Genomic DNA, 17,480 nt, shown 5'->3' on the forward strand with positions numbered 1-17,480 from the left:
CGGCCCGCCTGCTGCGTCACTCCGTCTTTTCCTGATTCCGTAGACGGGCGTCAGCGTGAACAGCGGGCGACTGGCTTGTGGCCGCCCAACTATTCCCTCATCTTCTCGGCCACCTGCGAAATCCGGTCCCGCACGATGCCGATCGCCTGCTTGAGGGCGTAAACATCCTGAAAATAGCGATACGGAATCCGTATCTGGCTGGCATTCGCATCGATGCTCTCGATTTCATCGCGCCATTGTGCGATCTGGTGAAGAGTCGGCTGGCTGCTTTTCCACACTTCGTCTTCGAGCGCCTTGATTTCACGGTACCAGACCACGAACCGCCTTTTTATCCGCGCCTCGATCATGCGCGGCAGCGCCTGCAGCAAACCGAGTATCAGCGCCACGAAAGGAAGCAGGATCAAGAGCCGCCTTTCGATAAGACTGGCCAGCCAGAATGGAAGGTAGCGCTGCAGGAACGGACGACCGGATTTGAAGAAGCGCGTGCTTTCGTCGGAAACGGGAAATTCCTCGGTGTTCAGGTTGGGAAACGTGCCGAGCGGCGTGAAGTAATCTTCGCCGCCGTGGACCGTTTTGGCCGCATCCAGCAGCAGGTAGACGAGCGCCGGGTGCAGCGTGTCTTTGGACACAAGCAAAGCCGTGGCGGCGAGCAGCGTGACATCAGCATGCGGAAGATCGTTGACGACGCTGGTCGAGGCGCGCGGAAAAATAACCTTGGTGAGAGACGGGAATTTTTGCGCCAGGGCATCGGCCTGGGCGAAGCTCATCAGCTTTAGATCGCTGTTCAGCAGCGTTTTCTGCATCGCGGCGTCAGGCCTGCCGATGAAGAAAGCCGCATCGAGCTGGCCATTTTCGAGCCCCTGGTATGCCTTGGGCGCATCCATTTGCAGCAGTGTGGTGTTCCCGGCGGTGATGCCGCTATAGCCCAGCAGTACCTGGGAGACGTTAAGCAGCCCGCTGCCCGGAACGCCTATGGAAATCCGCTTGCCGCGCAGTTGCACCAGCCGGTCGACGGTAGCGTCGCCGCGATAGAACACCCAGATCGGTTCGAACGAAACGGCGGCGATGGTCTGCAGGTTGTCTGTTTCTTTCGGACTGGTGGTGCCCGACTGGATAAAACCCACTTCATATTCGCTGTCTGGGTTCACGAGCCGCTGATAATTTTCGACCGAACCCGACGAGCCACGGATATCGAGCGTGATGCCTTCGCGCTTCAGGAGGGGTGCATAGCGATCCGCAAAGCCACGGTAAATACCACCGTCCGCTCCGCTAGTGATGACGATGGTGCGCTGGATGGCAGGTTTGAGCGCTGCCGCCAGCGACCAGCCTAGCGCGGCCAGCAGCACGACTACGCAGACGACGAGAAACCGCCTGCGCCCCGGTGTCATGGGGGGTTTCTGGCTACGTTGAAGCGCTGGGTTGTGCCTCGGCATCGTTGGCCCTCTCTCGTCAGGCCCCCCTGCATGGTGTGAAGCCTACGATACCAGATTGCCCGCTGCTGACGGTCGCGCATTTTCGCGCGCTGTCCGCTTCGCTTCAGTCAATCAGTGGTTCGTTGCGGAAGTCGGATAGCGCGATCAGGATCGTCGCGCGGCCGCCCTCTGCTGCCGCAAAATCCTGACGAAGTTCAGTACGGTTGGCGACTTCTCGCGCGGCCGGTGTATCAACGCGATGCCCGAAGAAAGCGGCTTGCCCTGCAGTTCGTGATACGTCACGCCCTTCACCTGGACCTGCCGCATCGACGCAGGCACCACCGCCACGCCGAAGCCCGCCGCGACCAGATTCGCCGCCGACGAGATCTGTGGCGACTCCATGCTGATCGAAGGCGCAAAGCCGGCCTCGCGGCAGGCGCCGATGATCGAATCGTACAGATCCGGACCGATCGGCCGCGGAAAGAGGATGAACGGATCGCCCGCGAGGTCCGCCAGATCGACTCGCCGCTGCCGGTTCAAGCGGTGGTTTGCGGGCAGCACCGCAATCATGTTTTCGTCGACAAGCGGTTCGACGACCAGATCGCGGCAATCGAGCGGCATGCGCACCAGGGCGGCATCGATGTGCCGCTCGCCGACCTTGTCGAGCAGCAGCGTGCTATTGCTTTCCTCGCAACTGATCGCGACGCGCTCGTACGCATGCCGATACTTCTGCATCGTCGTCGCGACCGCCGGATGAAAAACCGTCGAGCCCGCAAAGCCGAGCGACAGGTGTCCAGTCTCGCCGCGCCCTGCGTTCTGTGCTTCAACGAGCGCCTGCTGGGCATCCTCGACGATGCGCCGCGCGCTCTCGCGTAGCAGCCTTCCCGCTTCGGTCAGTTCGACGCGGCGCGGGTGCCGGATGAACAGCTGGGTGCCGATTTCCCGCTCGAGCTTCAGGATCTGCTGGCTCAACGGCGGCTGGGCGATGCCCAGATGCGCCGCGGCATCCGTGAAATGCAGGTGCTCGGCGACAGCGAGGAAGTAGCGCAACTGACGAAATTCCATATCTTTTTCGTCTCCAAAATGCAGTTTCAAGATATTGGACTAATAGCCGGCAAGATTCTAACCTCCTCCTCAATTCGACGCGTCGCGGGCTCCAGCCGCGAATTTCCGACGGAAAGCCGGTGCGTGTCGCGCGCAATGTTCATGAGGAGAATCCGATGTCCGCAGACCGTGCAGCACAGGCAGGCCACCCGGCCAACGCCGACCATGCATTGATTTCAGGCCTGCGCAACATCGTGGGCAAGCAGCACGTGCTGACCGACGAGAGCGCGACCCGCCGCTACCGCACCGGCTTTCGCTTCGGCGCAGGCAAGGCGCTCGCGGTCGTGCGGCCCGGCACCCTTGTCGAGCAATGGAACGTGCTGCAGGCATGCATCGCGGCGAACGTGATCGTGATCGCGCAGGCGTCGAACACGGGTCTTACGGGCGGCTCGACACCTGACGGCAACGGCTACGATCGCGACATCGTCATCGTCAGCACCACGCGGATGAAAAAGGTCTACGTGATCGACGACGGCAAACAGGTCGTCTGCCTGCCCGGCGCGACGCTGGACCAGCTGGAAAAGACGCTGAAGCCGTTTGGCCGCGAGCCTCATTCGGTGATCGGGTCCAGCTGCATCGGCGCGTCGGTGTTCGGCGGCGTCTGCAACAACTCGGGCGGCGCGCTGGTGCAGCGCGGCCCGGCATACACGGAAATGGCGGTATTCGCGCGGGTCGATGCAGCGGGCAAGCTGAACCTCATCAACCATCTGGGCATCCAGCTCGGCCGCGCACCCGACGACATCCTCGGCCGGCTGGATCGCGGCGCGTTCCTGGACGCCGATGTCCGTCACGATGCAGGCGCCGGCTCGGATCACCACTATGCGAGCCACGTGCGCGAGATCGACGCCGGGACGCCCGCGCGCTTCAACGCCGATCCGCAACGCCTCCATGAGGCGTCGGGCTCGGCCGGCAAGGTGATGGTGTTCGCGGTGCGGCTCGATACGTTCCCGATCGAGCAGAACGCGAAGGTGTTCTATATCGGCACGAACCAGCCCGACGAACTCACCGACATCCGTCGCCATGCGCTGCACGCGTTCAAACATCTGCCGATCTCGGGCGAATACCTGCATCGTGATGCATTCGATATTGCGGAGAAGTACGGCAAGGACACGTTCCTCGCCATCAACTGGCTCGGCACCTCGCGCCTGCCTGCGCTGTTCGGTCTGAAAAGCCGCTTTGACGCACTGTTCGATCGCCTCGGCTTCTTCCCCGCGCATTTCACCGACCGCGTGATGCAGACGGCGAGCCGTCTATTCCTGAGTCATCTGCCGGTGCGCATGAAGGAATACCGCAACAGGTACGAGCATCACCTGATGCTGAAAGTGGCAGCAGAAAGCGTGGATGAAACGCGCGTGTTCCTCGCCGGCTACTTCGCGAAGGCCACAGGCGGTTATTTCGAATGCACCGACGACGAAGGCAGGAAAGCGTTCCTGCACCGCTTCGCCGCGGCCGGCGCCGCGGTCCGCTATCGCGCCGTGCATACGAAGGAAGTCGAGAACATCGTAGCGCTCGATATTGCCCTGCGTCGCAATGACCGCGACTGGATCGAAACGCTGCCGCCGGATATCGAAGAGACGATCGCGATCAAGCTGTACTACGGCCACTTCCTGTGCCACGTGTTCCACCAGGACTACATCGTCAGAAAGGGGAACGACTGCCTCGAGGTCGAACACAAAATGTGGCAGCTGCTCGATCGACGCGGCGCCGAATATCCCGCCGAACACAACGTCGGTCATCTGTACCATGCGAAGCCCGCGCTCGCCGCGTTCTATCAGCAACTCGATCCGTGCAACTGCTTCAACCCGGGGATCGGCCAGACATCGAAGTTCGCGAACTATCGCGAAACCGTCGCTGCCTGAGGGCAGACTTCGTCTGCGGGATCAACGCGAATCGCCTCGCAATTCACGCACGCCCCGTCCGAGGCGCCGGCGAAGCAAGGTCCGCAGCGTAACGCCATCCGCATAGCCGACCTCGGCGGCAATTGCCTCGATATCGAGGTGGCTCGTCTGTATCAGGTGAAGCGCGCGCTCGACACGCAAATCCTGAAAGTACGAGAGGGGTGATTTTCCGAGCACCGCCTCGATGCGACGTTGCAAGGTTCGTTTGCTCGTCGCGAGGGCGTCCGCCGCCGACTCCAGCGAAAATCCCTGCGCCAGACGCGAACGGGCCCAGCGCTCGAACCGCTCGACAAGCGGATCCCCGCGCGCCAGATGTTCGGGAATCATGTACGGCGCCTGCGATGGGCGTCCGTCCACCAGCAGATAACGTGCGACAACCGCGGCAAGCTCGGGACTTGACTGGCGTATCAACCATAGCGCGAGATCGAGATGCCCCATCGCGGCCCCCGCCGTCACGACATCGCCCGACGGCACAAGCATCCGCGATTCGTCGAGACGTACGTCCGGATAGCGTTGCCGGAACAGCGGACTGAGCCACCATGTCGTCGTCGCGTCGTGGTCTCGCAGCAGCCCGGATTCCGCCAGCACGAACGTGCCGATGCAGGCCGCCGCCATTCGCGAGCCACCGGCATGCCAGTCTCGCAGTTGCGCCATCGCGTCGACGACATCGCGTCGGCCAAGCGCCGGCACCAGCTGCTCCGGCGTCTTCGTGCTCAGAGCCGGCACGACGATCCAGTCGGACCCGTCGGCCGCGCCCGTCGCCTCCACCGACATGCGCATCCCCAGTGCCGTGCGCACCTGACGCTTCATGCCCACCACACACACGTCGAAGGGACGCGCGCCAGTGTTCTGCATCGCCGCCAGTTCGTTCGCGGTGGTGAAGGCGTCGAGTACGGCAGCAAGGCCGGTATCGAACACATTATCGAGGGCGAGTACGCTTAGCTTCATGGCGCAAACGATATCAAAGTTGTCATTTACGGCAATGGTACTGCAGCGGCGAGACGCCTACATTACTCATCGACGAAGCCGGTTCGACGCGAGACGCGGCACTGAAGCCAGACAGACTTTGCCTGCCCTGCCCGCCACTGTCGACACCGTTTTCCGGACGTGTCTTTTGCCGATGAAGTAACCCAACGTGTGGAGAGAATCATGAAAGTGATGGCCATTGGATCACTTAAGCCCCTGACAGCCGAACAGCAGCAAACGTATATGCCGAATGAGGTGCCGGCAACGCTGCAACTCTATCTCGATGGAAAGATGGAGCAGTTCTGGCTGCGTGACGGAATGAAAGGCGTGATTTTCCTGATGAATGTGGACTCGGTCGAAGAGGCCGATTCGCTGCTGAAGGCATTGCCGCTCGGCCGCGACAACCTCCTGACGTTCGACCTGATGCCGATCGGTCCTCTTCTTCCGCTCGGCGCACTGCTGAAGGCGGCCTGACGGCATGCTGAACAGCCATGAACGAGCGAAAGGAGCCAGCATGAATCTGTCTACCGGGCATAGCCTCGACAATCCCGTCTGGGCGGCTCTCGCCACCCGCCATGCGCATCTCGGGGCTGGCGGCCTGTTGGCCCGTCGTTACCAACCGGACATCGCACCGTTCGCGGCGGTGGTGTCGAATACTGCAGCGGCCTGGCAGGAACTCCATGGGCTGCTGCAGCCCGGCGAGCAGGTGGCGTTGCTGGCGCCCGACACCATGGAACCGGTCGAGGGCCTGCGCGCAGAGCAGCTTGGCATGGTCCAAATGGTGGCCACGGGCCGTGCGCCTGACAGCGTGGATGACCCGGAGATGGTCCATCTGAGCCACCTCGACGCACCCGACATGCTGGAGCTTGCGAGCATGACAAAACCCGGTCCCTTCAGCACACGCACACACGAGACGGGTCACTACATCGGATACCGCGAACGGGAGCAACTCATCGCGATGGCGGGTGAGCGCATGCACATCGACGGGTACGTTGAGATTAGCGCGGTTTGCGTGCATGACGCACATCGTGGAAGGGGACTTGCCGGGCGACTGGTGAACGTCTTGTGTGGGGAGATCGAGCGGCGCGGAGACACGCCATTCCTGCATGTCTTCAGTGACAATCAAGCCGCTATCGGGTTGTATGAACGTCTTGGGTTCGAACTGCGGCAGGTCTTTCGACTCGTCAGGATCAAGCGTGTCGATTGAGGTGTGGAAGGCGGGTCTATACGGGCGCGCGATGGCACCAGCGTAGCCTGCAACGCGTCCGGCTACTCATGCTGCTCAACGACGCTCGACGATCGGGCCTTCTGCATCGACGCTCCCGACGGCACCCGCAGGTCCGTCCACAGTGAGCGGCCCGCGTACTTCGAGATCGCCGTGCACGGTCAGCGGACCATGCACGGTGAGCGGTCCGTGAAACGTCTTTCCGCCCCACCCCCTGCGGATCGCGGGATCATTCGGGGAAAGCTGCGCAACCCACGCGGTCGTGAGTGGACCATGAACCCAAATATCGCCTGCGACGCTGAGCGGGCCGTGCACTGTCACCGGCCCCTCGACAAGGAGCGAGCCCCCGATGCTCATGGGTCCTGTTTCGACGGGCTGGGCATGCGCAACGCTCAGGCAGGTGACAGCCGCCAGCAGCAACGGACCCGCCATGGCGCCTGGCGAGAGTCCCGCAATCCAGTGTTTCATGCTGCCCTCCTCACAAGCCAGCGATGAGTCATTCTGGCGTCTTCGTGTAGTGACTGTCCATCCATGACGGACCCTGGTGACCACGACGACTCGCTATCGGACGCCGGCCACGCCTGCACGTGTAACGCCTGCGGCGAAACAACTTACACACTGTTACGCGCCGCGGCAAACATATCGAATAACGCATCCTTATACTCCTCGCCGAACCTGAAACCAGGCCAACTGACAAACTGACAAACTGACATACGGCGCGAGGATGTCGCGAACATCATGCACAACACTCAATCTGTTAAGCCCACGTTTTATATCGCACTGTGCACGGCCCTGTCTTTGAGCGGATGTGTGGTTCCCGGAGGGAGCGCACCCTACGCCTCGATGCCGACGCAGCCAGCCTACGTGCAACCGTCATACGCCCAGCCGGCCTACGCGCAGCCTGCCTGGTCACAGCCCGTCGATAGCACGGACGCTTATCGAAGTCCGGCTCCCGCAGGCTCAGGCTATGGTCTGCAGTATGGCGTCGTTTCGACGATTCAGCCGCTTGCCGCTGCCAACGCGTTGAGCACCGGTGGCGTAATGGGCACGGTGGTGGGTGCGGTCGTCGGCGGTGTGGTCGGCAATCAGTTTGGCGGTGGACGCGGCCGTGACGTCGCGACTGTCGTCGGGGCGCTTGGCGGCGCGGTGGCAGGGAATCAGATCGGCCAACAGTACAGCAGCGCGCCACCGAGTGGCTACCGGATCGTTGTGCAGGTCAGCGACGGCTCTTCACGCTCGTTCGACGTAGCAAACCTTGGCGATCTCCGTCAGGGCGACCACGTGCGCATCGACGGCAACCGGCTGGAACGTTACTAGACCACCGACGTGCTCGATGAGCGCGCGAAGGTGTGAAGCGGCTGGCGCACTCGCCAGTCACGCGGTCCGTGTGAAACCCGAACATAGGTTGCGCGGTCTAACAGACGCACGAAGCGTTCGCCGCGATCTGCCGCGACCGGAATGCCGCCGCCTCTTTGACGCACGCGCCGATGTTCCTGAACACGTCATTGCTGACAGTGCCCGCAACGTTTCCTGCGATGCAACACAAGAGAGTAATCATGATCAGACTTTTGAGTGTCTTAGCGCTTACAGCGGGACTCAGCGGATGTATCGTTGCTCCCCCGTATGCTTACGCGCCCGCCCCCGCATACGGCTACGCGCCGGGCTATTACGCGGTACCGGCTGTCAGCGTGGGCGTAGGATTCGGCGGTTATTATGGCCACGGCTGGCGACACTAGCCGCATTCACGCTACCGGCAGCCTCCCTGGAACGAGGGAGGCTGGGAGTTCCGGATACGCCGACCATAAAGCATCGGAAAGTGGCGACGGATCGATGAATCAGGTCCGATGGTCGCTACACGTTCTCCAGCTGGCTCGCGCGACAACCTGACTCCGTCCGTTCTCCCGTGCCGCGAGAAAAACGGGTTTGTCGGGAATAAAAGAAGCGCAAATGTGGTTTGCTGGGGAGCGCGCTCCGCTTCCTCACACCGGCCACGGTTCCCTCTCTTGAAGCGACGCGAAACGCCCGACGCATATCCTGCCGGATCGATGTGCTTCGGACATGACCACGCAAGATGATGGAGAACACGATGAAGACTTTGACCTTGATCCCTATTGCCGCATTCGCACTGTGCGTCACGCAGGCCTATGCGGGCGACGACGCGGGCACATCGAATGCCGCGTCCCATAGTAACGCCGCAATGGCGTCGGAATCAGTCGGTGCCCCGTCCGGAGGCACCAGCGCCGGCGGTGCGCCGGTCGGCAAGACGCGTGCCGAGGTCCGCGAGGAATATCTGCGGGCACAGAAAGACGGTACGCTGGAAAAACTGAACGCGGAATACGGCGGAGAATGAGTCCATGCGGCATGCCGCCGCTCGGGGCGCCTTCCCTGAGCGGCGCGGCCGTGCGTTCCGCGCGACCGCCCAGGTGTCTCCGGGCGACCTCGCAGCGGACATTCTTCATACTCGCCCGAAGGACTGAAGCCGGGCGAATCGGGCCGGATACGAGGGACCACACGCCTGAGTTCCCGTCTCGGCACCTGCACGTGCCGCCAGGCACGATCGACCAGCAATTTACACTTCCCGTGGAATAGACGCGTTTCCCGTGTGTTTGCTCACCTGTGGTTGTGAACCTGAACAAACGCAAAGGAGCGCCTGTGACCAAGCCCTCATCCCCGGCACCCGACCATCTATGCGTGCCATGCCGGCTCACTGCGATCGGTGCCATCGTCCTGAGCCTCTCGGTCGGCCTCGCGTATGTAGGCGGCTGGCTCACCCCGGCACGCCTGACCGCGCCTCGCATCGTCAACGCTTTCGAGGCTAATGCCGGGCCTCATCCAGGATATCGCCGCAACCACGCGAAGGGCATCTGCGTGGCCGGTTACTTCGACAGCAACGGCGGCGCAGCGCCATTGTCGCGCGCGGAAGTGTTCGCACCGGGGCGCACGCCGGTGATCGGCCGCTTCGCCATTCCGGGTGGCAATCCGTCCGCACCCGATGTCAGCGTTCCAGTTCGCAGCATGGCTCTGCTGTTCAGGTTGCGCGACGGCGAGCAATGGCGCACCGGCATGAATTCGACGCCGCTCTTCGTGGTGCACACGCCGCAACAGTTCTATCAGCAGCTTGTCGCGGCGCAGCCCGACCCCGCCACCGGCAAACCCGACCCGGCCAGACTGAAAGCGTTTTACGCTGCCAATCCCGAGACGCGTCCATTTCAGGACTGGGTGAAAGCGCATCCGCCATCGTCGAGTCTGGCGAACGCTGCGTACTACAGCATCAACGCGTTCCGCTTCGTCGACAGCTCGGGCAAGAGCCAGGCCGTGCGCTGGGCGATGGTTCCCGAGACGCCCTACGCCCCGCTCACCGACGCTGAGAAGAACGGGAAGAACTTTCTGCAAGCGGATCTGGCGCGACGACTGCAGGCCGGCAGTCTGCGCTGGCATCTGATCGTGACCGTCGCCGCGCCCGGCGACATCACGAACGACGCCACGGTCCAATGGCCGGACAACCGTCGGCATATCGATGCCGGCACGCTGGTGATCGAACGCGCGACATCGCAGGAAGACGGCGCATGCCGCGACGTCAATTTCGATCCGACGGTTCTGCCGGATGGCATTCGCCCATCGGATGATCCCTTGCTCGCTGCGCGCTCAGCCGCCTATTCCGTTTCCTACAACCGTCGCACGCGCGAAGAAGCGCTGCATCCGGACGTTCATCAACAACCGCCGAAAGGAGACCGCTCATGACGCCAGCGCACGCACATTTCAGTCCGCTCGCGAGGCTGCTCCACTGGACGATGGCGCCACTGATACTCGCGATGTTGTTTATCGGAGTCGGGATGGTTGCGACAGTGTCCCACGCTCACGACACGCTCGTTGCCATCCACAGGCCACTGGGCGTAGCCCTGCTGGTGCTGGTGCTGATTCGGGCCGGAGTGCGGATCAGGCGCGGCAGTCCAGCCCTGCCTGACGATATTCCGCCTGCGCAGCGTCTCGTCGCCAGGCTGTCGCACCTGATGCTCTATGTGCTGATGGCTGCGATGCCTTTAATCGGGTGGGCAATGTTGTCTGCTGCCGGCTATCCTGTCACACTTTACGGTCCGGTACACCTGCCGCCTGTCATGCCGCACGACGAACGGCTCTATGCGCTGCTGCGTGCCTTGCATACATGGCTGGCGGCCTCGCTCTTCGTCATTGTGTTGATGCATATCGCGGCCGCCTTGTTCCATGGTCTTATCCGGCGTGATGGTGTTCTCTCCAGCATGACCGGGCATGGGTCGCAGCGGTAGGAGGCGCAGCTTCGGTGGCGTCTGCGGGCGCTTACCAATACGGCCCCCAATGCCGGAACCGACGGTCGCCCGGAGATGACAACAATGTCATGTTCACGACCGGTTCTCGTCAGTCATCGCTATCTATCATCTTCATACGTCTTGTCGATTGATGGGAAGTCGTTTCCGGCTCCATCTATCTGTCAGGTGCCGACCCTCAATGAACGAAGGAGATTGACCGTGAAAACGCTTATCCGCCTTACGCTGGCTGTCAGCGCGCTCGCCATCCCCGCCCTTTCATTTGCACAGTCCGCCGCCCCTCTAACCCGCGCGCAGGTCTACGAGGATCTCGTCCGCGTCGAACAAGCCGGTTACAACCCTGGCGAAAGCGACGATGCCAACTACCCGTCCGACATTCAGGCAGCCGAAGCGAAAATTGCGGCGCAAAACGGCGACCACACGACCAATGAAGCGGTTGGCGGCGCGTCGACGAATGGCACGTCGCAGGCTGGTACGCCTCGGTCCGGGATGACGGGGAACGCTGTTGATTCCGGCCAATGACCGATGCGGGCGCCGGCTCTTCGAGCGTTTGATCAACAACCGCGGGGGCGGTGAGGATGACTCGCTGCCCCGGGATGCTTCCACGGCCGGTCCATCCTGCGCCCATTGAGCGGCCTCCCCGCATCACACTTTGGTATGGCGCTGCCACACCATCAGACAGGTGCGCCAGAACGTACCCGCTAACCCAACGATACTGACTCAATGCCCGATCGCCTTTAGATGCGCTCCCTCGAGGGAGTGCCCTCGGAGAACACATCATGAACGCAAGCAGATTCAAACGGTTCCGAACCGGCTGTCTGCTGACTGCCGTCTGCCTGGCCATTGGCGCTTCGTGCGCGCTGAACGCGCGGGGTTTCCTCGACGTCGTCTCCGAGGTTGGAAACGATGCGCAGTTGCCGCTCGAACGCATAGCGATCGACAGCGGCGATACGACGGACGTCACCGTGGTGTCGCGGACGCCGACGCAGCAGGCGCCAGTCGCTCAACCATCGAAGGCAAGCGCACGAACGTGGAGAGAAGATGGGCGCGCCGGGACTCGGGCGCCTGATTCGATGCTTCGCGCGCCGGGCTACGAGCGATCGATCGACGATTCGAAGTACTGGACGTGAGCGTCTGTTGCTGCAGCCTTCCTGACGCGCCCTGCGCCTCGACGACGAACTGCCGGAAGACGGTCGTGGAATGAAGTTCCGTGAAGAACCGTCTCCGGGCATCAGGTCGCGGATCGCGGCTGCGCGCACGGCGCAGCCCGTAGTGGTCAATTCACTGGTCAATTCACTGGTCAATTCAGTGCCCAAAGTAGATCGACCGGGTGTCGGTCAGCGTGGCCGGCGAGCCCGACTGGGAGGTACCGGTCAGCGCCACGCCGCCAACGGAAGTCGTTGCGGGCGACGGCTGGTCCGCGGCGATTTTCGCCTCGGCTGCCTGAATGGCTGCGGGGTAGTGGGGATCGTGGCCGCTCGGGTTATAACCCGCCTGTTCGACACGAACGAGATCGGCGCGCACCTCGGCACGGGTCACAGGTTCATTGTTGCTTTGAGCAAATGCCAATGCAGGCGCAGCCAGGGCACATGAGATCAGTACGGTCCGAAAAATTGCTTTCATGATGGTTCACCTTTGAAGGAGTAGCGGCCTCATTCACGATGAACGGGGCCCTCAGGCTCCCCACCTGCTTCGATGAAGAGTCGACTTCATTCTGCGCAATGAAGGATGACCTCACGCTGTCACGGGCATTACAAGACCGTCATCTTCTGCGCCGCTCGCGCATCGGGCACGACAGTTCCCGTCCGGTCGCGCTCAGGGCGCCCTCGCACACCAGCCGCAGCCCCTGCTCGCACGGCGCGTTACACCGAAGCGAAGGCTTCTTCATGCAAGGCCACATTAGGCACGTGCAGCGAACGTGCTCGCGCCCGCCGCCAGATAACGGACTTGTAATTTTCCAGTCACTGGCGGGTAAGTGGGCTGCCGGCACACTTCGCCATCACGGAGCCTGCCCGCAAGATCCCGCAGCCAGCCTGCTCCGACAGCCCACAGCCAAACGCCCGAGGAAACCGCCATGTGGATCGTCAAACTGGCCCTGCGCCGTCCGTACACCTTCATCGTACTGGCCGTTCTTCTGTTCATTCTTGGGCCGCTAGCGATCATGCGTACCCCCACGGATATCTTTCCCAACATCGATATTCCGGTGGTCAGCATCGTATGGTCGTACAACGGCTTCTCGGCCGAAGACATGGCCAAACGTATCACGTCGAACTACGAGCGTGCGTTGACGAGCGACGTCGACGACATCGAGCACATCGAATCGCAGTCGCTGAACGGCGTGTCAGTGGTGAAGATCTTCTTTCACCCCGGCGCCGACATCAACCGCGCGATCGCCGAAGCGGCTTCGAACTCCGCGTCGATCTTGCGTATCCTGCCGCCTGGCACGCTGCCGCCGAACATCATCACGTACAACGCGTCGACCGTGCCGGTTCTGCAACTCGGCCTGTCGAGCGACACGCTGCCTGAACAGACGCTCTACGATCTGGGCAACAGCTTTATCCGCACACAGCTCGCGACGGTCCAGGGCGCAGCGGTTCCGCTGCCGTATGGCGGCAAGATCCGCCAGATCATGGTCGAGCTCGATCCCAGGGCGTTGCAGGCCAAGGGCCTCGCGCCGATCGACGTGGTCAATGCGGTCAACGCACAGAACCTGATCCTGCCAGGTGGCACCGCGAAGATCGGCTCGCGCGAGTACAACGTCGAGATGAACGGCAGCACGCAGACCGTCGCGGCGCTCAATAACCTGCCGATCAAGACCGTCAAGGGTGGCGTCGTCTACGTGCGCGACGTCGCCCACGTGATCGACGGCTATGCGCCGCAAACCAACATCGTACGCAGCGACGGCAAGCGCGCAGCCCTCCTGCAGGTGGAAAAGACCGGCAGCGCGTCGACGCTGACGATCATCCAGCAGGTCAAGGACATGCTGCCGAAGATCGCCGCCGGCCTGCCGAAGGCGCTCCACATCATCCCGCTTTCCGATCAGTCGGTGTTCGTGAAGTCGGCGATCTCGGGTGTCGTACGGGAAGCGCTCATCGCCGCGTGCCTGACGGCCGCGATGATCCTGCTGTTCCTCGGCAGCTGGCGCGCGACGCTGATCATCGCCGTGTCGATTCCGCTTGCCGTGCTGAGCTCGCTGATCGCGTTATCCGCGCTCGGGCAAACGATCAACATCATGACGCTCGGCGGTTTGGCGTTGGCAGTCGGCATTCTCGTCGACGACGCAACCGTCGCCATCGAAAACATCTCGCACCACCTTGAGAACGGCGAGGCGTTGCACGACGCGATTCTGAACGGCTCGGGCGAAATCGCGGTGCCGACCTTCGTCTCGACGCTGTCGATCTGTATCGTGTTCGTGCCGATGTTCCTGCTGTCGGGCGTTGCGCGCTATCTGTTCGTGCCGATGGCCGAAGCCGTGGTGTTCGCCATGTGCGCGTCGTATTTCTTCTCACGCACGCTGGTCCCGACCCTCGCGATGTATCTGATGCGCGCACCGTCAAAGGACGGCGCGGCGGCGCAGGGACGCTTCGGCGCGATCGTGCGCTTTCAGGCGGGATTCGAGCGCCGCTTCGAGGGTCTGAGAAATCGCTATCGGGCCGTGCTGGGACGGGCGATCGAAAATCGTCGCCGCTTCGTCGTCGTGTTCCTGCTGCTGTGTCTCGGATCGCTCGCGCTGCTCCCGTTTGCCGGCCGCGACTTCTTTCCTGCCGTCGACACCGGCGAGATCCGCCTGCATCTGCGCGCGCCCACCGGCACCCGGATCGAGCAGACGGCGCGCCTCACGGATGAAGTCGAAGCAAAGATCCGCACTGTGATCCCCCAGTCCGCGCAGGCCGCGGTGCTCGATAACATCGGCGTGCCGGTGAGCGGCATCAATCTCACGTACGACTCGTCCGACCCGATCGGCCCGGAAGACGCTGACATCATGATCACGCTGAAACCCGGCCATCGTCCGACGGCAGAGTACGTCGCGCAACTGCGCAATACGCTGAACGCAGCCTTTCCCGGCGTCACGTTCGCGTTCCTGCCCGCCGACATCGTCAGCCAGATTCTGAATTTTGGCCTGCCGGCGCCGATCGATGTGCAGATCGTCGGCAACAGGCTCGCGGAGAACCGCGTGGTCGCCGATCGCCTGCTTGCCCAACTGCGAGGCGTTCGCGGACTGGTCGATGCGCGCATCCAGCAGCCGGGCGACGCACCGGCAATCAACGTCGACGTCGACCGGACGAAAGCGATCCAGGCTGGCCTCACGCAGCGCGACGTCGCGCAGAACCTGCTGATCGCGTTGTCGGGCAGTTCGCAAACCACGCCGAATTTCTGGCTCGATCCGAAGAACGGCGTGAGCTATCCGCTGATGGCCGAAGTGCCGCAATACGATATTCATTCGCTGCAAACGCTCGCGAACATTCCTGTGACGACGGACCAGGGCACGGTCAATCCGCAAAACCAGTTAGGCACGCTCGGCACGACATCGCGCGGCACGCAGCAGGCCGTCGTATCGCACTACAACGTGCAGCCGGTGCTCGACATCTTCGCCTCGACCCAGGGTCGCGACCTGGGCGGCGTCGCCTCGGACGTGGCGCGCCTCGTCGATGCGGCCCGCGCGCAGTTGCCGCCCGGCTCGTCGATCGTGATTCGCGGTCAGGTGCAGTCGATGAACCAGTCTTTCGTGGGACTGGGCACGGGCCTCGTGTTCGCCATTGCGCTCGTCTATCTGCTGATGGTCGTGAACTTCCAGTCATGGCTCGATCCGCTCATCATCGTCAGCGGCCTGCCTGGCTCGCTCGCCGGCATTGCCTGGATGCTGTTCTCCACGCACACCACGCTGAGCGTGCCGGCGCTCACCGGCACCATCCTCTGTATCGGCATCGCCACGGCCAACAGCATTCTCGTCATCAACACCGCCCGCGAAATGTTGCAGAACGGGGCTGAACCGCTCGTCGCCGCGCTCGACGCAGGCTTCAGCCGCTTCCGTCCGGTGCTGATGACGGCGCTCGCGATGCTGATCGGCATGCTGCCGATGGCGCTCGGCCTCGGCGATGGCGGCGAACAGAATGCCCCGCTCGGGCGCGCCGTGATCGGCGGCCTCGGAATCGGTACGGTCTCCACGCTGTTATTCGTCCCGGTGGTGTTCGGAATGGTGCACACGTGGCTCGCGAACCGCCGCGCGCAACGCGCCGCCGATGCCTCGTCCCCCAGATACGCTCAATAAACCGATAGAAAAGGAACCGTCATGAATGCGCCCAATGTTCCATCCGGTCGTGACGCCGCGCCGCATACCGAACCTGTTCATGTGATTCGGGAGAACCGCGATGAAGCTCGCGGCGGCACGAAAACCCGCCCGCGCCGGTACGTCGTGCCCGTCGCCCTCGTGGCAGTGGCCGCTGCCCTGCTCGTCGTCGGCATCGTGCCGCGGCTCTACGCAAGCACCGCGCTCACCGAACAGGTCGCGGCTCAAAGCGCGCTGAACGTGGCAGTCGTTACGCCAAGCCATGCGCCCGCTTCGCAGGAACTGCTTCTGCCGGGATCGGTGATGCCCTACGCCGACGCGTCCATCTACGCCCGCACGAGCGGCTATATCCAGCACTGGTACACCGACATCGGCGCAAAGGTAACAGCCGGCCAGACGCTGGCCGTCATCGAAACGCCGGAACTCGATGCGCAACTCAAACAGGCCCGCGCAGACGAAGCGAGTGCCCAGGCGAACTACAACTACGCGAACAGCACCGCACAGCGCTGGCAGCAGATGTTGCAGACCCAATCGGTGTCGCAGCAGGACGCCGATACGAAAACCAGCGACATGCAGGCGAAACGCGCAATGCTCGAATCGGCGCAAGCCAATGTTGCGCGCCTCTCGGAGATGGTGTCGTACGAGAAAGTGACTGCCCCGTTCGATGGCGTGATTACGAGCCGCAACGTCGATGTCGGCGCACTGGTGACGGCGGGCGGCTCGCCCGGTCTCGCGGCGATGCCAGGCGAACTCTTTCACGTCGAGCAGACGGCCACCTTGCGCATCTTCGTGAATGTGCCGCAGGACGACGCGAGCTACGTGACGCCCGGCACCCAGGTCTATCTGACGACGCAGCAGTATCCTGGCCGGCAATTCCCGGCAAAGGTCACGCGCAGCGCCGACGCGATCGATCCTGTGAGCCGCACGCTGCGCGTCGAGATCGACGTCGACAACCACGACGGGGCATTGATGCCCGGCGCGTATGCCCAGGTGCATCTCGCACTGCTCACGTCGCGGCCCGCGCTCGATCTGCCTGTCAGCGCGCTGCTGTTTCGCCCGGACGGCGTAACGGTCGCGTTGGTCAGCAACGACAACAAGGTCCAGTTGAAGAACGTGACCATCGGCCGCGATTTCGGCACCTATGTCGAAATCGCCACGGGCATCGCCGCGACCGACCGCGTCATCAACAACCCGGGCGATTCGATCAGCGCCGGCGAGCCCGTGCGAATCGCCGCGCCGGCGGCCACGTCCGCCCCTTCGGCCGCCCACGGCTAAAGCCGGATCAAC

17 protein-coding genes are annotated in these 17,480 nt (G+C 62.8%); 12 read left to right on the top strand and 5 right to left on the bottom strand.

Going from position 1 to position 17,480, the window contains the following annotated elements:
• Positions 1 to 89: 89 nt before the first annotated feature.
• Both P3T23_RS36140 and P3T23_RS36145 read right to left on the bottom strand, forming a co-directional pair.
• Positions 90 to 1,388: a TAXI family TRAP transporter solute-binding subunit gene (locus P3T23_RS36140; protein ID WP_429320854.1), complete on the bottom strand. Its 1,299-nt coding sequence runs from the start codon at positions 1,386 to 1,388 to the stop codon at positions 90 to 92.
• Between the two features lie 189 nt (positions 1,389 to 1,577).
• Complete coding sequence (locus tag P3T23_RS36145) at positions 1,578 to 2,477, bottom strand: LysR family transcriptional regulator (RefSeq protein ID WP_429320855.1); 900 nt, start codon at positions 2,475 to 2,477, stop codon at positions 1,578 to 1,580.
• 155 nt (positions 2,478 to 2,632) lie between these two features.
• On the opposite strand from P3T23_RS36145, the gene dld reads away from it, so the two are divergent.
• Complete coding sequence (dld, locus tag P3T23_RS36150) at positions 2,633 to 4,375, top strand: D-lactate dehydrogenase (protein ID WP_429320856.1); 1,743 nt, start codon at positions 2,633 to 2,635, stop codon at positions 4,373 to 4,375.
• A 21-nt stretch (positions 4,376 to 4,396) separates the two neighbouring features.
• Here the strand turns inward: dld and P3T23_RS36155 are convergent, their stop codons facing one another.
• A complete protein-coding gene (locus P3T23_RS36155; protein ID WP_429320857.1) occupies positions 4,397 to 5,362 on the bottom strand; it encodes a GlxA family transcriptional regulator in 966 nt (321 codons plus the stop codon).
• Positions 5,363 to 5,563: 201 nt separating this feature from the next.
• Between P3T23_RS36155 and P3T23_RS36160 the strand changes: the two genes are divergently transcribed.
• The gene (locus P3T23_RS36160; protein WP_429320858.1) at positions 5,564 to 5,854 is read left to right on the top strand and encodes a hypothetical protein; all 291 of its coding nucleotides are present in this window, start codon (positions 5,564 to 5,566) and stop codon (positions 5,852 to 5,854) included.
• 40 nt (positions 5,855 to 5,894) lie between these two features.
• Complete coding sequence (locus P3T23_RS36165) at positions 5,895 to 6,587, top strand: GNAT family N-acetyltransferase (RefSeq protein ID WP_429320859.1); 693 nt, start codon at positions 5,895 to 5,897, stop codon at positions 6,585 to 6,587.
• Between the two features lie 75 nt (positions 6,588 to 6,662).
• On the opposite strand, the gene P3T23_RS36170 is transcribed toward P3T23_RS36165, so the two are convergent.
• Entirely contained in the window at positions 6,663 to 7,073 is a 411-nt protein-coding gene (locus tag P3T23_RS36170) for a hypothetical protein (protein WP_429320860.1), read from the bottom strand.
• A 270-nt stretch (positions 7,074 to 7,343) separates the two neighbouring features.
• Between P3T23_RS36170 and P3T23_RS36175 the strand changes: the two genes are divergently transcribed.
• The 7 genes from P3T23_RS36175 (at position 7,344) to P3T23_RS36205 (ending at position 12,036) form a co-directional block, all read left to right on the top strand.
• On the top strand, positions 7,344 to 7,922 hold the full coding sequence (locus P3T23_RS36175) for a glycine zipper 2TM domain-containing protein (RefSeq protein ID WP_429320861.1): 579 nt from the start codon (positions 7,344 to 7,346) through the stop codon (positions 7,920 to 7,922).
• Between the two features lie 239 nt (positions 7,923 to 8,161).
• A complete protein-coding gene (locus tag P3T23_RS36180; protein WP_429320862.1) occupies positions 8,162 to 8,341 on the top strand; it encodes a hypothetical protein in 180 nt (59 codons plus the stop codon).
• A 350-nt stretch (positions 8,342 to 8,691) separates the two neighbouring features.
• A complete protein-coding gene (locus P3T23_RS36185; RefSeq protein ID WP_429320863.1) occupies positions 8,692 to 8,955 on the top strand; it encodes a DUF4148 domain-containing protein in 264 nt (87 codons plus the stop codon).
• A 302-nt stretch (positions 8,956 to 9,257) separates the two neighbouring features.
• Positions 9,258 to 10,346: a catalase family peroxidase gene (locus tag P3T23_RS36190; RefSeq protein WP_429320864.1), complete on the top strand. Its 1,089-nt coding sequence runs from the start codon at positions 9,258 to 9,260 to the stop codon at positions 10,344 to 10,346.
• The gene (locus P3T23_RS36195; RefSeq protein ID WP_429320865.1) at positions 10,343 to 10,888 is read left to right on the top strand and encodes a cytochrome b; all 546 of its coding nucleotides are present in this window, start codon (positions 10,343 to 10,345) and stop codon (positions 10,886 to 10,888) included. Before P3T23_RS36190 ends, P3T23_RS36195 begins: the two co-directional genes overlap by 4 nt.
• 219 nt (positions 10,889 to 11,107) lie before the next feature.
• Positions 11,108 to 11,428 carry a DUF4148 domain-containing protein gene (locus tag P3T23_RS36200; protein ID WP_429320866.1) on the top strand — a complete coding sequence of 107 codons (321 nt, stop codon included), beginning with the start codon at positions 11,108 to 11,110 and terminating at the stop codon, positions 11,426 to 11,428.
• A gap of 257 nt (positions 11,429 to 11,685) precedes the next feature.
• On the top strand, positions 11,686 to 12,036 hold the full coding sequence (locus tag P3T23_RS36205) for a hypothetical protein (protein ID WP_429320867.1): 351 nt from the start codon (positions 11,686 to 11,688) through the stop codon (positions 12,034 to 12,036).
• A gap of 175 nt (positions 12,037 to 12,211) precedes the next feature.
• Here P3T23_RS36205 and P3T23_RS36210 read toward each other — a convergent pair whose 3' ends face one another.
• On the bottom strand, positions 12,212 to 12,529 hold the full coding sequence (locus P3T23_RS36210) for a DUF4148 domain-containing protein (RefSeq protein WP_429320868.1): 318 nt from the start codon (positions 12,527 to 12,529) through the stop codon (positions 12,212 to 12,214).
• A 451-nt stretch (positions 12,530 to 12,980) separates the two neighbouring features.
• Here P3T23_RS36210 and P3T23_RS36215 point away from each other — a divergent pair, with 451 nt between their 5' ends.
• The gene (locus tag P3T23_RS36215; protein ID WP_429320869.1) at positions 12,981 to 16,175 is read left to right on the top strand and encodes an efflux RND transporter permease subunit; all 3,195 of its coding nucleotides are present in this window, start codon (positions 12,981 to 12,983) and stop codon (positions 16,173 to 16,175) included.
• 21 nt (positions 16,176 to 16,196) lie between these two features.
• Positions 16,197 to 17,468, top strand: a complete 1,272-nt coding sequence (locus P3T23_RS36220) for an efflux RND transporter periplasmic adaptor subunit (RefSeq protein ID WP_429320870.1) — start codon at positions 16,197 to 16,199, stop codon at positions 17,466 to 17,468.
• Positions 17,469 to 17,480 lie beyond the last annotated feature (12 nt).

The sequence above is a fragment of the Paraburkholderia sp. GAS448 genome (assembly GCF_050435685.1).
In the GTDB taxonomy this organism is placed as follows: domain Bacteria; phylum Pseudomonadota; class Gammaproteobacteria; order Burkholderiales; family Burkholderiaceae; genus Paraburkholderia.

Bases quoted from the DNA above. Each gene is read 5' to 3' on its own strand.
- P3T23_RS36140 (WP_429320854.1), bottom strand. From the start codon at position 1,388: ATGACACCGGGGCGCAGGCGGTTTCTCGTCGTCTGCGTAGTCGTGCTG.
- P3T23_RS36145 (WP_429320855.1), bottom strand. From the start codon at position 2,477: ATGGAATTTCGTCAGTTGCGCTACTTCCTCGCTGTCGCCGAGCACCTG.
- dld (WP_429320856.1), top strand. From the start codon at position 2,633: ATGTCCGCAGACCGTGCAGCACAGGCAGGCCACCCGGCCAACGCCGAC.
- P3T23_RS36155 (WP_429320857.1), bottom strand. From the start codon at position 5,362: ATGAAGCTAAGCGTACTCGCCCTCGATAATGTGTTCGATACCGGCCTT.
- P3T23_RS36160 (WP_429320858.1), top strand. From the start codon at position 5,564: ATGAAAGTGATGGCCATTGGATCACTTAAGCCCCTGACAGCCGAACAG.
- P3T23_RS36165 (WP_429320859.1), top strand. From the start codon at position 5,895: ATGAATCTGTCTACCGGGCATAGCCTCGACAATCCCGTCTGGGCGGCT.
- P3T23_RS36170 (WP_429320860.1), bottom strand. From the start codon at position 7,073: ATGAAACACTGGATTGCGGGACTCTCGCCAGGCGCCATGGCGGGTCCG.
- P3T23_RS36175 (WP_429320861.1), top strand. From the start codon at position 7,344: ATGCACAACACTCAATCTGTTAAGCCCACGTTTTATATCGCACTGTGC.
- P3T23_RS36180 (WP_429320862.1), top strand. From the start codon at position 8,162: ATGATCAGACTTTTGAGTGTCTTAGCGCTTACAGCGGGACTCAGCGGA.
- P3T23_RS36185 (WP_429320863.1), top strand. From the start codon at position 8,692: ATGAAGACTTTGACCTTGATCCCTATTGCCGCATTCGCACTGTGCGTC.
- P3T23_RS36195 (WP_429320865.1), top strand. From the start codon at position 10,343: ATGACGCCAGCGCACGCACATTTCAGTCCGCTCGCGAGGCTGCTCCAC.
- P3T23_RS36205 (WP_429320867.1), top strand. From the start codon at position 11,686: ATGAACGCAAGCAGATTCAAACGGTTCCGAACCGGCTGTCTGCTGACT.
- P3T23_RS36210 (WP_429320868.1), bottom strand. From the start codon at position 12,529: ATGAAAGCAATTTTTCGGACCGTACTGATCTCATGTGCCCTGGCTGCG.
- P3T23_RS36215 (WP_429320869.1), top strand. From the start codon at position 12,981: ATGTGGATCGTCAAACTGGCCCTGCGCCGTCCGTACACCTTCATCGTA.
- P3T23_RS36220 (WP_429320870.1), top strand. From the start codon at position 16,197: ATGAATGCGCCCAATGTTCCATCCGGTCGTGACGCCGCGCCGCATACC.